We start from the raw sequence: 12,797 nt of genomic DNA, 5'->3' as shown, positions 1-12,797 counted from the left end.
TTAAAAGAGGATTTCTTTGCTATATTGATTTCCAACGAGTAAATCATATTGAAGCATTTTATATTGCTCTAACATTTCTTTTTGTTTCTTTGTTAAATCATTGATTACTTCCCCATTTTTATCAACTTTTAATTCATCTCTAAGCACTGGTATTTCCTTGTAAAGTCCCGATAAAAATTGATAAAATGAGGATTTATTTAACCCTGCATAATCAAAAATAAGATTAGAAAAATGAATTGGGCTTACTAAACCTAAATTATCATTTGGCATATCAAAGTTTGCATACATTAATAGCGGCGTTTGCGCCATTGCTAAACGTTCACTCGGTGTTTTTTCATTCGTTATATACCCATTTTCTTTATAAAAAGATTTATTTGTTCCTAATGATGGAAGGTGATCTCCAAAGAATACTAATAATGTAGGTCTATCTAAATTATCTAGTTGCTCTATTAAATATTGAAGAGCCTCATCTGAACGTCTTAACCCTTCTGTATACGTCTCTAATTCTCCCTTTGATTCTTCATTTTCTAGCCCGCTAATTTCTATTAGATTTTCACCAAATCGGCCCTCTGTAAATGGAAAATGATTTTGCATCGTAACTGCATGAATAAATGTAGGTTGTTTTTGTTTCTCTAACTCAGCAATTATCTCTTCACTCATCGCTAAATCACTAATATAATCTCCATCAATATCCACATTTTCCATCGTGTCCTCTGCATTAAACTTATCAAATCCTAACACCTTATATACATCATCACGTTTAAAGAATGTGCGTCCAAATGAATGAATTGCACTTGTGTAATAGCCTTCTTTTTTCAAAGCCGTCGGGATTGATGGAATTTCTTTCTTATTTGTAATAACCTGCTGATATGGTATAGAACCTGGCTTTAACAAACTCATTGAATAACTCGTTAATGCCTCAAATTCAACGTTCGCCGTGTTTCCCCCAAATGTAGGAGAAATAGTTTGTCCACCAGGAAAGTTTTCTATATAATGATGTAAATTTGGTACAGGATCTTCACTAAAAGAAAGGTTGGTTACTTTCGTCGGATCCCAAAACGATTCACTCATTACAAAAATAATATTCGGTTTCTCTTTTTTCTTTTCGTTCCCTATATTTCCACTATATTGTTTTTTTATATCGTTTGCTATTTGAAGCATATTTTCTTTAGAATAATTTTTTGGTTTTTCCATAACTGTTGTATCTAAATTGCTAATAAACCCCAGTACAAAACCATTTGAAGCATAGTTCTCATTTTGATTCCACAAAACAAAATCTACACCTGATTTTTTAAATACTTTATTCATAAATGTATTCGCAAAATTACCGTACGCATATAGAACAAAAATAGATCCTACTACTAATAAGGCTCTTATTCCTAGATGAATCTTTACATTTTGAATATACCTTCTCATATATATCCCTGCTACAATACAAGCTACGATACTTACAATAATGATTAAAATATAACTCCAGCTAAAATAGTCCATCACCATCGGTATAACAGATTGCATATGCGTAATTTGTGTGAAATCAGAAGGATATAACGGATCCCCTCTGAAAATAAGCTTCAAATAATTCACAATACCTAAAATGACTAACGTACAGCTAGATAAAACCATACTTAGAAAAACCTTACCTATTAAATTATATACAAGAATATATATTGCATAAATTACTACAAAACTTAATATAAACTGCATATTATAAATGTAAATCCAATTCATTGTCTCTATGAAACTCATATTAACTTGCATTACAATATAAAATAATGCTACTGCATGAGCTAGCAAAAATAATATAAAATGCACTCGCAGGGATACCCTAGGTATAGACATCTCTTTTTTATTGAAATGCGTAATATAAAATGTTATGCCCCATATGAAAATCATCATAACACTTAAAACAAGCTTTTGATTTAAATGATCTTTCATCATGTCTAAATTAAAAACCTTTAAAATCATAAACAGCATAGTTATTACTAATAAAGTCACCATACTACTTATAATGCTAGAAATTAATATACTTCTTTTCGGAAGATGAAAAAGTGTAGAACCATACTTCAATTCATTCCCTCTTTTCTATGTATTAATTTCACCCCGCATCAAAAAAACTATTTGTATTAAAATAACATATATCCTATATTTCGTCTGCAAACTTGCTTCTACTATAAATATATTTCCTTAATACTTCCTTAATCAATAGTTAAATTGTGGCATACAAATTACTCATTCTTGAAAAGCTTAATTTCAGCATTCCACTTTATGATATAATAACTATTTTTTAGAAATCCTTAATGCTATCCAAGATTTCACATGAAAATACGAAAGAATTAATAAAAAGGCGTTGCACGTTTTTAACAACTATTAATATAACGAAAAGAACCTGCCACAAGACAGGTTCTTTTCGTTATTTTATGATAAAAGAGAAAATGATTAGCATGTGTATTATATAAAAGGAAGCAGCCATATTTTCCATACGATACATACGAGTACTATAACTACAAAATCAAAAAAATCTAATCTCGGACCTTTTTTCATATTCATATGTAGCCACATATGAAACCATTTTATTTTCGTATATTTATGAATGTTTTTCTTGGCAAATCGGTAAATAAGCATTTGCATGATAAAAAATCCGGCCACAAAAATAAATAATAAGATGAGAAATCCAATCACAAAATTCCTCCTATTTTTGTAGCGTTTTTTCTACTATCCGATTTTTCAAAACCCACTCTTCAAACTGGGCACTTCCAAATTCCCAACTAAGATCGCGAGCATGTACAGAAAAAACGTAATGACCAGCATATTCGTCCATAAACCTCCCTAACTCTACATCGTCTTTCTGAATACCGTATACTCCAAAATTAAAATACACATCCCATACGTCTTCATTCTTCCTCTTATAAGCAATCGATCCCATGTCACATTCTGTCCCAAAATAATCAAGATGTAAATGTACGCTATCATCGTATTCGTACTCCATTTTATCACCCCTTATATTTGTACTTCTTTACCATCCAAAAAATTCCTGCTATCTACACTCACATATAGGCACTTACCTACATATCATGCTTGTAGAGTGACTTCTAGGAGGTGTTATATAGTGAAAAAATTAATCGCGATTTTTTGCATCATGTTACTAGCTGTTTTTACTTTTGCTGCTTGTAGTAATAAAAAAGAAGGTACGAAAGAACAAACTCAAAACATTCGTGTCGGCGAAGTTACCCATTCTCTCTTCTACGCCCCGTTATATGTCGGGATTGAAAAAGGATTTTTTAAAGATGAAGGACTAGATATTGACCTACAAACAACAGCCGGTGGCGATAAAACGATGACCGCCCTATTATCTGGCGGAATTGATATTGCTCTCGTCGGTTCTGAAACGTCTATTTACGTTCATCAACAAGGAGCGAAAGACCCTATCATTAACTTTGCACAGCTTACACAAACAGATGGGACATTTTTAGTTTCACGTAAAAAACTAGACTCTTTTAATTGGAATGACGTAAAAGGTGTTACATTTTTAGGACAGCGTAAAGGCGGCATGCCGCAAATGGTTGGGGAATACGTTTTAAAGAAAAATGGCATTGATCCTCATAAAGATACAAACTTAATTCAAAATATTGAGTTTGCTAATATTGCAAATGCCTTCGCATCTGGTACTGGAGAGTTTGTGCAGCTCTTTGAACCGACTGCAAGTATACTTGAGAAAGAAGGTAAAGGTTATATCGTCGCTTCATTCGGAAATGAATCTGGTACTGTTCCTTATACAACGTTCATGGCAAAAGAAAGTTTCTTAAAGAAAGATAAAGCTGCTGCTGAAAAGTTCACACGTGCGCTCTATAAAGCACAGCAATGGGTTGATACACATAGCCCAGAAGAGATTGCTGATGCTGTTTCTCCGCTATTTAAAGACACTTCAAAAGACATAACAATACAAGTAATTGAACGGTATAAAAAACAGCATTCTTATGCGACAAATCCACTACTAGATGCGGAAGAATGGAAACAGCTCCAAACTATTATGAAAGACGCTGGCGAATTACAAAAAGAAGTTCCACATGAAGCGCTCGTCAATACAAAAATTGCCGAAAGCGTTATTAAGAAATAGAGGCGAAGTGTATGAGTTTTTTACAAATACGTAACGTTTCTCACTGCTTTTTTGCAAAAGAGAATGCCAAACTTATTCTCGAAGATATGAGCTTACAAGTGGAAGAAGGCGAATTTATTTCTATACTCGGTCCAAGTGGTTGTGGTAAAACAACACTCCTCTCAATCATTGCTGGGCTACTTGATCCAATTGACGGTATCGTCTTTTTAGATGGTGAACCGATTACAACGAAAACTTCATCTATGGGATATATGTTGCAACAAGATTACTTATTCCCTTGGAAAACGATTGAAGAAAATATTATGCTTGGACTTCATATTCGAAAGATTTATGATGAACAGATGAAAGAACATACTTTAAATCTTTTAAAACAAGTCGGTCTACATGGGGTAGAAGGACAATATCCTCGTGAACTATCCGGCGGTATGCGTCAACGTGCCGCTCTCGTTCGAACATTAGCGACTGATCCAAAAATTTTATTACTAGATGAACCATTCTCCGCACTCGATTATCAAACGAAATTAAAACTAGAAGAACTCGTTTTCAACTTGCTAAATAAATATAAGAAAACATCACTACTTGTTACTCACGATATTGAAGAAGCGATCGCGATGAGTGATCGTATTTATTTACTGCAAGCGAATCCTGGAAAAATCGCAAAAACCTTTATCGTCCCGGAAAGTATCCGTTCTTTATCACCGTTAGAAGCACGCCATCACTACGATTTCCCAGCCCTCTTTCAAGATATATGGAAGGAGCTGGAACGACTTGGATAATATAAAACAACTACATGAACAATTTCGAAAGAAAGAACGTAGGCGTGCTTGGATTGCTCGCTCTCTACAACTTTTACTACTTATTCTTTTCTTTGCACTATGGGAAATATCTAGCAAAAGAGAATGGATTGATCCTTTACTCTTTAGCTCTCCTTCAAGTATTTGGGATCTCTTCTTAACGAAATGGATCGACGGTTCACTTTGGGTCCACATATGGACGACATTGCTGGAAACGGGAGTAGGCTTCATTCTCGGAACAGTATTTGGTGCTATTATTGCAACGTTTCTTTGGTGGATGCCACTTCTAGCCCGCGTACTTGATCCTTATCTCGTCGTCCTAAATGCAATGCCAAAAGTTGCACTCGGTCCAATCATCATCGTTATTTTCGGTCCAAACATTTCATCTTCTATCGCAATGGGAGTAATCATTTCCATCATCATTACCATTCTCGTTATTTACAGTGCGTTTCAAGAAGTCGATTCTAACTATATAAAAGTGATGGACACATTTGGCGCAAATAAATGGCAATGTTATAAGCAAGTCGTTCTCCCTGCATCCTTTCCAGCAATTATCTCAACGTTAAAAGTAAACGTTGGTTTATCCTGGGTCGGTGTTATTTTCGGAGAACTTCTCGTTTCCAAACAAGGACTTGGCTACTTAATTAGCTACGGATTCCAAGTCTTTAACTTCACACTCGTCTTACTTAGCGTACTACTCACATGTGTTCTCGCAACTCTTATGTATGTATTTGTCGAGGCATTTGAAAAAATTCTAATTGGAAAAAGAAAAAGAAGCTGACTCAAAACAGTGCGCTATAGTCAGCTTCTTTCTTTTACCTTTTATCACACATTTTCGTTTCATTTGTAATGTTTCCATCCGCAACCGTAACTGTATGGAAACATTCTTTCACACGTACTGTAACGACATTATCTTTTCGATCTATCACATGATAATCATTAAACTTTTCATTCAAAGCACTACGAATTTGCTCCCCTTCAAAAATCGAAAAACCGTGAGACATTACCCAAATGAGACCAGCAACAGCAAGAATCGTTTTCATACGTTTCATTACCTCCTCGAGAGTAAACTTATAGTCCCTACAACACGCGCATTATAATTGTGTCTAAATTGTGACATTTTTATACTAATTCTATTTTATACCGCCAGTTCCTTCTTCTTTTCGATAAAAATACAGAATTTTCAATTTTATCAACATGAAAAAACGTAAAGAATTAAAAATTCTTCACGCTTTACTTTAACGAAACTATATCGAACGCATAACTCACATTAGTCTCCACTTTGTTGTTCTATCGTTTTCGAAACATCATATAATCCTGACAGCACTTCCGCTCTCATTTTTACAAGCTCAGGGAACTGATGGAAGAAAGCAATTTTCTTATATTTTAACTCTGTTCCTTCTTTCACTTTTTTTGAATCTTGTAAAATGAACGCTGTAAATGTATCTGCGATATCTTCCGTTACATTTGTTGTTCCATACAGCGATACAAACTCATCATGCTTTTCTTTATAAAATTTAATTTGTGCCTCTTCACTTTCTTCTACTTTCTTTTCTGTCCACTCTTGTTCAATTGGTTTCCAAAATTCATTATAAAATTGGTTAATATACGAAGTTTTTCTCGCACATCCATTTTTCAAGAACACCGTTTTACATTTATTTCGATATGATGAAATGTCTTTCTCTTCATCAAACGCCTCTAAATATTTCCTATCCACTGGTACTTGTTTATGCCCAATCGTTAATACGTGAGCCGTTTCATGAATTAATGTTTTCATCACTTCATCTATATTCACCCCAGAATCGAGCACGTCTAAACTAAGCAACCAATCTCTCGGGTCATCCATACTTGGCATGACATGAGCAACAACGCCATCATAACCATCCGTTATTAGATCAAACCCTGTTATATTCTCACGATATTTCACTGGAATGAGAGTGCGATACATGTCCCATAAAGTTTCATGATACTCTCTATCTTGCCGCTGGCTTAACAAATCATCTTTTGCTACTTCGTCATCTGCAAAAGCTTTATTCAATCTCTTACGATCCAATTTCTCAAAATAAGGATCTACAATTTCATCATCATCGATATAATAAGAAGCTAAAAAGAAATAATTGTCATCCTCTTCTTTTTTCTGTTCCGCCTCTTTCATATTCATACTTTCATACTCTTCTATGTCATAATCCTCTACTTTTTCAAGTTCTGAAAGTCCCTCTATCTTTTTATATACTTTTTGTAATGTTTTATCTCCTATTTGCGTGCACTCTTCTTCTGTTTTACAAATTTCTTTTTCTTTCGTAACCTCAATAGCACTATCGCATCCTGCAACTAAACTGCTTGCTATCATACAACACATTAACTTGCCATACAGTTTCTTCATACAATCCCCCATTATTCCATTCTACAAAATATCATAATCATTTTTTTGTGAATATGCGATAATTAATTATAAAAACTGCAAGGAGGTTTCCCATGATTCGTGCAATCTTATTCGACTTAGATGGCACACTATTAGATCGGCGCCAATCTTTAGAACAATTTATTTGTGACCAATATAATCGCTTCGCCTCACATTTGATGGGCATAGAAAAATCCGAGTATTGTTCTCGATTTCTTGAACTTGATAATAATGGCTATACGTGGAAGGGTAAAGTGTATGCTACTCTCCTTTCCGAATACAACATTACTACTTTAACGCAAGAGCAACTGCTACACGACTATATTACAAACTTCCAACATCATTGTATTTCTTTCAAAAACACGCATGAACTACTTCAACAGTTAAAACAGCGAAACATTAAAATTGGTATTATCACAAATGGTTTTACTGAATTTCAGATGAGCAACCTTCGAGCACTACATATACATACGTATACAAACACCATTCTCGTTTCAGAAACTGAAGGAATTAAAAAACCTCACCCTGAAATTTTCGAACGTGCTTTGCAAAGACTAGATGTTAAGGCAGAAGAATGTCTTTATGTTGGAGATCATCCAGAAAACGATGTGCTTGGTTCTGAACAAGTAGGGATTCTTGGTGTTTGGAAAAAAGATTCGTTTTGGGGTGATTTTAAGCATTCACGTATCGTAGATGATTTATTAGAGGTTCTTTCATTTTTAGAGGTAGAGATAAAAATACAATAATAGCAAATAAATTATATCAGCGATTTACCAACAAAAAGTGACCATAATAAGAGGAGGCCGTTGCTCAAAAACGCCTCCTCTTTCTTTATTCATATACTGTAAACTGTGGTTTACTCGGATGATCTTTTACTAGCGCATCATCTGGAAACTTTGAAACTTTTTGATATAAGGCAATGTCACCGATACAACCTGCTGTTAGTAGAATTCCTAAAAATGAGAGTGGCTCCAGATTCATAGCTAATCCCAATACAATTGGCAAAATTCCAGTTGGTAAAAACGGAAGCATTAACACTTTCTTCATTTGCTTTACTGTAACCGCCTGTTTAGAATGAGCATATGCAACACCTAATTTCCAATTAACGCCCCATTTTAGTTCACTCCACGGAATACCTCCGATATAGCGAAATCCTATTAAATGTATCGCTTCATGAATACAGACGAGAACAATCATTGCAATAATAAACAGAAACATCGTTAATAATGTAACTTCAACTTGAACCCCACCTGAAAGAAATATATGCAAATAACCTATTCCAAACGACAAAGCAATTATTATAAAAAATAAAGAAAAGTTTAATTTAACCATCGAAACAGTAACAGTCGTTTCTTTTCTTTTATCCATCTTCCCCCTCCTAAAATGTAAGTATATCTTCGCAAAATTGTATAATATACCCAAAAATAACATAAAGATATATTTACATTTATTATTACATACAAAAAAAGAAACCGGCTACTTTACTTCGTAAAACAGCCGATTTCTTCTATATGTTTCATCGTACGCGCTAATACGTCATCGCGCATTATAAAGCTAAATTTTCTGTTCGTTTTAATGTTGTCAGGAATGTCTTTTAATAAAACAGACCCTTTCGTTTCTTCGTAATGCGTATGTTCTTCTACCGCACTAATTGTTGCAAAATAAATGTTTTTAATGATTATTTTGTCTTTTCCAGATACTTTATATTGTCCTAAGTAAGTTAAATCAGAAACTATGCCGCCAGTTTCTTCATGAACCTCTCGAACTGCCGCTTCTTCCGGTGTTTCCCCTAGTTCTACTTTACCACCTGGAAATTCAAGACCACGACGTAAATGATGTGTTAATAACCATTGATCCCCGTACCGGCATACAACCCAAACATGCTTTGGCTCAGGAGAAAATGGATAACGTTCAAACGATAATTGTACAGTGTTGTGGTAATAATCTTTAAATTTGTACATGCCATTACTCCCCTATTGATGGTTACAAGTTTTTCCTACCACAAATTGTAGCATATTCTCGCTTTTCTGCATAATATTATCCAATTACAATCCATTGATTATTCCCATTTGCGCGACTAATTCTTTCGTCTCATGATTTCCTAAATCGTAAATCATTTTATATGCTTTTTGTAGTTGTTCATCATATCGGTCATTATTTGAATCGTGATGATACTCAACAAATGGAACGTGGGAGCGTACAAATGAACCTAAATCTTCTACATATGCTTGATCGAAGTGCTCTCTTAATTCCGTAATTTCCTCATCATTTGCATAAATTTCAAAATTATACGTATCCGCCGTCTTCACTTGTGAAATTTGACCATTTCCTATTGATATATAATATGTTTTTTTCGTTTCCATGTAACACCCTTCTTTCATCCTTTTATTTTCTATTGTTTTCATCAATTACAAAATTATGTAAAATAAAGAAAAGGAGGGGTTTTATGTTCAAAATATTAATTATCGGTATTATCATCGTCCTAATCATCCTCGTACTCTCCATCATGACAATTAATAAAGGCTATGCTTATAAACATTACGTCGATAAACTAGAAGATAATCCTTATACAAAAAAGAATAAGGAGAATTCCTAATATGCTTCGTATACTCCGCATCACAATCGCACTCACTGTGTTCGTTATGTCGGCAATTGGATTATATACAGGTCAAAATAATTTTCTACCTCTTTCACAATTTCTATTAGGGGCTTTAATGTTTCTCATCGCATTTGAACAAATAAAGAAAAAGGAGGCAGCAACTGGGCTTATTTGTATTATTTCCGGTGCTTTCATTTGGATTGTTCTCATCATTAGCTATATAAAATAAAAGGAGGTACATGCATGCTAAAAGGAGTACGGATTACTTTATCACTTATTGCTTTATGTATAGCAATCTATAGTTTCTTTACTAGTAATAGAGAAATTATGCCTTATATGTTCATCTTTTTAGGGATGATGGCTTTCGTTATTAGTATAGAGGAAATCTTAAAGCAGCAAAAAGGTGGTAGTATACTTGCTCTGTTAGCAGGAGCTGGTGCTTTATTTCTTGGCTTCTCAGAAATATTTCGATAAATAGTCCCTTTAAAGGAGGTATACAATGCTAACTGGATTACGCTATTTTTTCATGCTTCTCACACTCTCTCTTTGCACTTATTCTCTTGCTACCGACAACTTCACACTTCTCCCATACATGCAATTTGCTCTCAGTTGTTTCTTTATTCTTCTAGGAATTAATGAACTGAAATCCGGAAGAAAATCAATGGGTATCTCGCATTTTTTCGTTTCTAGTCTTATGCTCTTCATTGTAATATCGAACTACTTTCACTAAAGATAACATGTAATTTCCAATCACCTACTGACCATTACCTCTCACTAATTTGGATTTTTTAAACAGTTAATAAATTGGAGGATACTATGCTAACAAACCTTCGAATCTTACTATCTGCTATTGCTTTTATTCTTGCTTTTTTTAGTCTTTTTACACGAATTTCTATTCTTTTCTCTTATGTATTTATCCTTTTAAGCATCACATTTATTCTTTCGGGAGTTGCTGAAATACAACAAAAGCAAAAATCGAAAGCTATCTTTTGTTTTATAGTTGGGATAATCACTTTCTTCGTTGGGATTTCTGACATACTTCCATAAAAAAGAAGAGCTTGTGTGCTCTTCTTTAACTCACTACTTTCAATCCAATAATCGTCCCCATAATCCCAACAATACAAATAATCCGAAAAGCGTTTTTAGGTTCTTGAAAAAATAAAATACCGACAACTGCTGCCCCGAGCGTTCCGATTCCAGTCCAAACTGCATATGCGATCGATAACTGAATTTCTTGAAGCGCCATCGTTAAAAATTGAAAACTAATAATAAAACCACCTATTAAAATAATATTATTCGTCCAACTATTATTTTTTGCTACTTTCTTTATCCCAATTACACCGACAATTTCAAAGAGCCCAGCTATAATTAAATAGATCCATGCCACTTTATTTCACCTCTTCCTTATTCCCACTAAATTTCAATCCGATAATAAATAGTGCCAATAAGCAAACGAGGAAAATTTTGATGAGCGAAAATGGTTCTTTGAAATATAAAATATCTACCAATATCGTTCCAACTGTACCAATTCCAGTAAATACTGCATATGCCGTACCAATTGGAATTTTTTTAGTTGCTTCAATTAGTAGTTGAAAGCTCACTAAAATTGCAATGAGTGTCAAAATACTCATTGAATTTGTTTTTAATCCTGTCGCCCAATATATTTCAATTAAGCCCCCAAATACTAAATACATCCACGCCCTATTTATGCTAATCTCCTTTTTCTTTTTCACTTCTTCTTTTATCTCTTCTCTTGTTTCTTGTTTCGAAGAATTACGCTTCTTTTTCGGAAAAAGAATGTAAGACATCGCCCATATAAAATGAATAATAAGCACTGATGTCCAGACACTTGTAATCGTATTAATCGTTTCATTTTTATAAAATCCAATTTGTTTATTTAAAATCCACTCTTTCATATGAAGGAAATAGGAACCGCTTGGCAACTCTTGAGCTGGTACAAGCCCTACTATAAAAATAAATAGAATCTGTGCAAAAATGAAAATCCCCAGATGCTTATAAAAATATTGCCTCTCCATCCGCGCATGCTTAATTCCATATAGCTTCTCTTTTCCCGCGCCAGTCATTTACCCTCCTCCTTTTTTAAATAACAATCTATCATCTTTTCTATATAATTCATCGTTTCTAAATCAAGTCCGTATACTCTTGCAATCTCTCCCTCTTCAGGTTTAATTAAATCCCAATACTTATTTATTAATTGTTCATCTTCATGAAATACGTGCATTGAAAAAGCCACTACCCTTTCCGCTAACATTTGAATTTCCGGTGAATCTACTGGTTCATTTATACGCTGACGAATTTCTCTTAATACTTGTAACCATTCTTTTGTTCTTTCATCGTTTTCTTCAAGTGTTGGTAAATCCTCTATAACCTTCTGTTCTTCCTCCGTAAAATATTTTTGTCGGAAATTTTCTCTCTGCTCAATTCCCTGTACTGATTTTATGAATAACATTAAATCTTCTGTTTTAAGCTCTCCTGTTAATTCAATGGAATGAAATGCTGTATATAATAGTTTTTCTAAGTCCTTTAATCTTTTTACTTCCGCTTGTATTGTTTGAATTTCATTTTGAATTGCACTTTTCCATCTTTCTTCTGAATTCCCCTTTTCCTCTTTTAACACTTTTTTTATTTCCGAAAGCTTAAAACCAAGCTTTTTAAACGTTGTTATTTGTTGCAATGTAATTACATCATCTTTTGAATAGTAACGATATCCTGACTCAGCAACGTACGACGGTTTTAATAATCCAATTTCCTCATAATATCTAAGTGTTCTCGTCGTTACATTCGTTTCTTTTGAAATTTCACCAATGCTATACTTATCCATCGTTTCCTCCTCACGCCTTATTTATCTTCACTATAAACTTTGACGTA

19 protein-coding genes are annotated in these 12,797 nt (G+C 33.9%); 8 read left to right on the top strand and 11 right to left on the bottom strand.

Annotation, left to right across the window (positions count from 1 at the left end; translation table 11 throughout):
• From N2V92_RS11030 to N2V92_RS11020, 3 genes are all read right to left on the bottom strand, one after another.
• Window positions 1-2,067 carry an LTA synthase family protein gene (locus N2V92_RS11030; RefSeq protein ID WP_000873641.1) on the bottom strand — a complete coding sequence of 689 codons (2,067 nt, stop codon included), beginning with the start codon at window positions 2,065-2,067 and terminating at the stop codon, window positions 1-3.
• A 381-nt stretch (window positions 2,068-2,448) separates the two neighbouring features.
• Window positions 2,449-2,679, bottom strand: coding sequence for a hypothetical protein (locus N2V92_RS11025; protein ID WP_000578981.1), 231 nt, complete (start codon window positions 2,677-2,679; stop codon window positions 2,449-2,451).
• A gap of 10 nt (window positions 2,680-2,689) precedes the next feature.
• On the bottom strand, window positions 2,690-2,986 hold the full coding sequence (locus N2V92_RS11020; RefSeq protein ID WP_000455582.1) for a DUF3986 family protein: 297 nt from the start codon (window positions 2,984-2,986) through the stop codon (window positions 2,690-2,692).
• Window positions 2,987-3,106: 120 nt separating this feature from the next.
• On the opposite strand from N2V92_RS11020, the gene N2V92_RS11015 reads away from it, so the two are divergent.
• From N2V92_RS11015 to N2V92_RS11005, 3 genes are read left to right on the top strand one after another with little or no spacing between them, the layout of a single operon-like run.
• Window positions 3,107-4,114, top strand: coding sequence for an ABC transporter substrate-binding protein (locus N2V92_RS11015; protein ID WP_000733138.1), 1,008 nt, complete (start codon window positions 3,107-3,109; stop codon window positions 4,112-4,114).
• 11 nt (window positions 4,115-4,125) lie between these two features.
• Window positions 4,126-4,890, top strand: coding sequence for an ABC transporter ATP-binding protein (locus tag N2V92_RS11010; protein ID WP_000009025.1), 765 nt, complete (start codon window positions 4,126-4,128; stop codon window positions 4,888-4,890).
• Window positions 4,883-5,689, top strand: coding sequence for an ABC transporter permease (locus tag N2V92_RS11005; protein WP_000368775.1), 807 nt, complete (start codon window positions 4,883-4,885; stop codon window positions 5,687-5,689). The genes N2V92_RS11010 and N2V92_RS11005 overlap by 8 nt, the downstream gene beginning before the upstream one ends.
• Window positions 5,690-5,723: 34 nt before the next feature.
• On the opposite strand, the gene N2V92_RS11000 is transcribed toward N2V92_RS11005, so the two are convergent.
• Together N2V92_RS11000 and N2V92_RS10995 are read right to left on the bottom strand one after the other, a co-directional pair.
• Window positions 5,724-5,951 carry a hypothetical protein gene (locus N2V92_RS11000; protein WP_042595975.1) on the bottom strand — a complete coding sequence of 76 codons (228 nt, stop codon included), beginning with the start codon at window positions 5,949-5,951 and terminating at the stop codon, window positions 5,724-5,726.
• Between the two features lie 227 nt (window positions 5,952-6,178).
• Complete coding sequence (locus N2V92_RS10995; RefSeq protein ID WP_000737815.1) at window positions 6,179-7,291, bottom strand: hypothetical protein; 1,113 nt, start codon at window positions 7,289-7,291, stop codon at window positions 6,179-6,181.
• A 92-nt stretch (window positions 7,292-7,383) separates the two neighbouring features.
• Between N2V92_RS10995 and N2V92_RS10990 the strand changes: the two genes are divergently transcribed.
• Entirely contained in the window at window positions 7,384-8,055 is a 672-nt protein-coding gene (locus N2V92_RS10990) for an HAD family hydrolase (RefSeq protein WP_000617247.1), read from the top strand.
• A gap of 85 nt (window positions 8,056-8,140) precedes the next feature.
• Here N2V92_RS10990 and N2V92_RS10985 read toward each other — a convergent pair whose 3' ends face one another.
• From N2V92_RS10985 to N2V92_RS10975, 3 genes are all read right to left on the bottom strand, one after another.
• Entirely contained in the window at window positions 8,141-8,677 is a 537-nt protein-coding gene (locus N2V92_RS10985) for a DUF3267 domain-containing protein (RefSeq protein WP_000361285.1), read from the bottom strand.
• Between the two features lie 113 nt (window positions 8,678-8,790).
• A complete protein-coding gene (mutTA, locus tag N2V92_RS10980; RefSeq protein ID WP_000276385.1) occupies window positions 8,791-9,270 on the bottom strand; it encodes an antimutator 8-oxo-(dGTP/GTP)ase in 480 nt (159 codons plus the stop codon).
• An 84-nt stretch (window positions 9,271-9,354) separates the two neighbouring features.
• Window positions 9,355-9,672, bottom strand: a complete 318-nt coding sequence (locus N2V92_RS10975) for a hypothetical protein (RefSeq protein WP_000448411.1) — start codon at window positions 9,670-9,672, stop codon at window positions 9,355-9,357.
• 83 nt (window positions 9,673-9,755) lie between these two features.
• Here N2V92_RS10975 and ytzI point away from each other — a divergent pair, with 83 nt between their 5' ends.
• The 4 genes from ytzI (at window position 9,756) to N2V92_RS10955 (ending at window position 10,955) form a co-directional block, all read left to right on the top strand.
• Window positions 9,756-9,905 (top strand): YtzI protein, encoded by a 150-nt coding sequence (gene ytzI, locus N2V92_RS10970; protein WP_000472793.1) that lies wholly within the window; start codon window positions 9,756-9,758, stop codon window positions 9,903-9,905.
• Between the two features lies 1 nt (window position 9,906).
• Window positions 9,907-10,137: a DUF3953 domain-containing protein gene (locus tag N2V92_RS10965; RefSeq protein ID WP_000944462.1), complete on the top strand. Its 231-nt coding sequence runs from the start codon at window positions 9,907-9,909 to the stop codon at window positions 10,135-10,137.
• Between the two features lie 14 nt (window positions 10,138-10,151).
• Window positions 10,152-10,382, top strand: a complete 231-nt coding sequence (locus N2V92_RS10960; RefSeq protein ID WP_000912056.1) for a DUF3953 domain-containing protein — start codon at window positions 10,152-10,154, stop codon at window positions 10,380-10,382.
• 342 nt (window positions 10,383-10,724) lie between these two features.
• A complete protein-coding gene (locus N2V92_RS10955; RefSeq protein WP_000957185.1) occupies window positions 10,725-10,955 on the top strand; it encodes a DUF3953 domain-containing protein in 231 nt (76 codons plus the stop codon).
• Window positions 10,956-10,980: 25 nt separating this feature from the next.
• Here N2V92_RS10955 and N2V92_RS10950 read toward each other — a convergent pair whose 3' ends face one another.
• The 3 genes from N2V92_RS10950 to N2V92_RS10940 are packed head-to-tail and all read right to left on the bottom strand — an operon-like array spanning window position 10,981 to window position 12,750.
• Window positions 10,981-11,295: a DMT family transporter gene (locus tag N2V92_RS10950; RefSeq protein WP_000312334.1), complete on the bottom strand. Its 315-nt coding sequence runs from the start codon at window positions 11,293-11,295 to the stop codon at window positions 10,981-10,983.
• Between the two features lies 1 nt (window position 11,296).
• The gene (locus N2V92_RS10945; RefSeq protein ID WP_000145220.1) at window positions 11,297-11,992 is read right to left on the bottom strand and encodes a DMT family transporter; all 696 of its coding nucleotides are present in this window, start codon (window positions 11,990-11,992) and stop codon (window positions 11,297-11,299) included.
• The gene (locus N2V92_RS10940; RefSeq protein WP_000362242.1) at window positions 11,989-12,750 is read right to left on the bottom strand and encodes a MerR family transcriptional regulator; all 762 of its coding nucleotides are present in this window, start codon (window positions 12,748-12,750) and stop codon (window positions 11,989-11,991) included. The genes N2V92_RS10945 and N2V92_RS10940 overlap by 4 nt, the downstream gene beginning before the upstream one ends.
• Window positions 12,751-12,797 lie beyond the last annotated feature (47 nt).

It is taken from the genome of Bacillus sp. CH_48 (assembly GCF_038008465.1).
In the GTDB taxonomy this organism is placed as follows: Bacteria; Bacillota; Bacilli; order Bacillales; family Bacillaceae_G; genus Bacillus_A; species Bacillus_A thuringiensis_S.
This window is presented reverse-complemented; position numbering and strand designations above follow the sequence as displayed.

What these genes read in the sequence shown, in the direction of transcription:
- N2V92_RS11020 (WP_000455582.1), bottom strand. Translation starts at nt 2,986, where the DNA reads ATGGAGTACGAATACGATGATAGCGTACATTTACATCTTGATTATTTT.
- N2V92_RS11010 (WP_000009025.1), top strand. Translation starts at nt 4,126, where the DNA reads ATGAGTTTTTTACAAATACGTAACGTTTCTCACTGCTTTTTTGCAAAA.
- N2V92_RS11000 (WP_042595975.1), bottom strand. Translation starts at nt 5,951, where the DNA reads ATGAAAACGATTCTTGCTGTTGCTGGTCTCATTTGGGTAATGTCTCAC.
- N2V92_RS10995 (WP_000737815.1), bottom strand. Translation starts at nt 7,291, where the DNA reads ATGAAGAAACTGTATGGCAAGTTAATGTGTTGTATGATAGCAAGCAGT.
- N2V92_RS10990 (WP_000617247.1), top strand. Translation starts at nt 7,384, where the DNA reads ATGATTCGTGCAATCTTATTCGACTTAGATGGCACACTATTAGATCGG.
- N2V92_RS10985 (WP_000361285.1), bottom strand. Translation starts at nt 8,677, where the DNA reads ATGGATAAAAGAAAAGAAACGACTGTTACTGTTTCGATGGTTAAATTA.
- mutTA (WP_000276385.1), bottom strand. Translation starts at nt 9,270, where the DNA reads ATGTACAAATTTAAAGATTATTACCACAACACTGTACAATTATCGTTT.
- N2V92_RS10975 (WP_000448411.1), bottom strand. Translation starts at nt 9,672, where the DNA reads ATGGAAACGAAAAAAACATATTATATATCAATAGGAAATGGTCAAATT.
- ytzI (WP_000472793.1), top strand. Translation starts at nt 9,756, where the DNA reads ATGTTCAAAATATTAATTATCGGTATTATCATCGTCCTAATCATCCTC.
- N2V92_RS10965 (WP_000944462.1), top strand. Translation starts at nt 9,907, where the DNA reads ATGCTTCGTATACTCCGCATCACAATCGCACTCACTGTGTTCGTTATG.
- N2V92_RS10960 (WP_000912056.1), top strand. Translation starts at nt 10,152, where the DNA reads ATGCTAAAAGGAGTACGGATTACTTTATCACTTATTGCTTTATGTATA.
- N2V92_RS10955 (WP_000957185.1), top strand. Translation starts at nt 10,725, where the DNA reads ATGCTAACAAACCTTCGAATCTTACTATCTGCTATTGCTTTTATTCTT.
- N2V92_RS10945 (WP_000145220.1), bottom strand. Translation starts at nt 11,992, where the DNA reads ATGACTGGCGCGGGAAAAGAGAAGCTATATGGAATTAAGCATGCGCGG.
- N2V92_RS10940 (WP_000362242.1), bottom strand. Translation starts at nt 12,750, where the DNA reads ATGGATAAGTATAGCATTGGTGAAATTTCAAAAGAAACGAATGTAACG.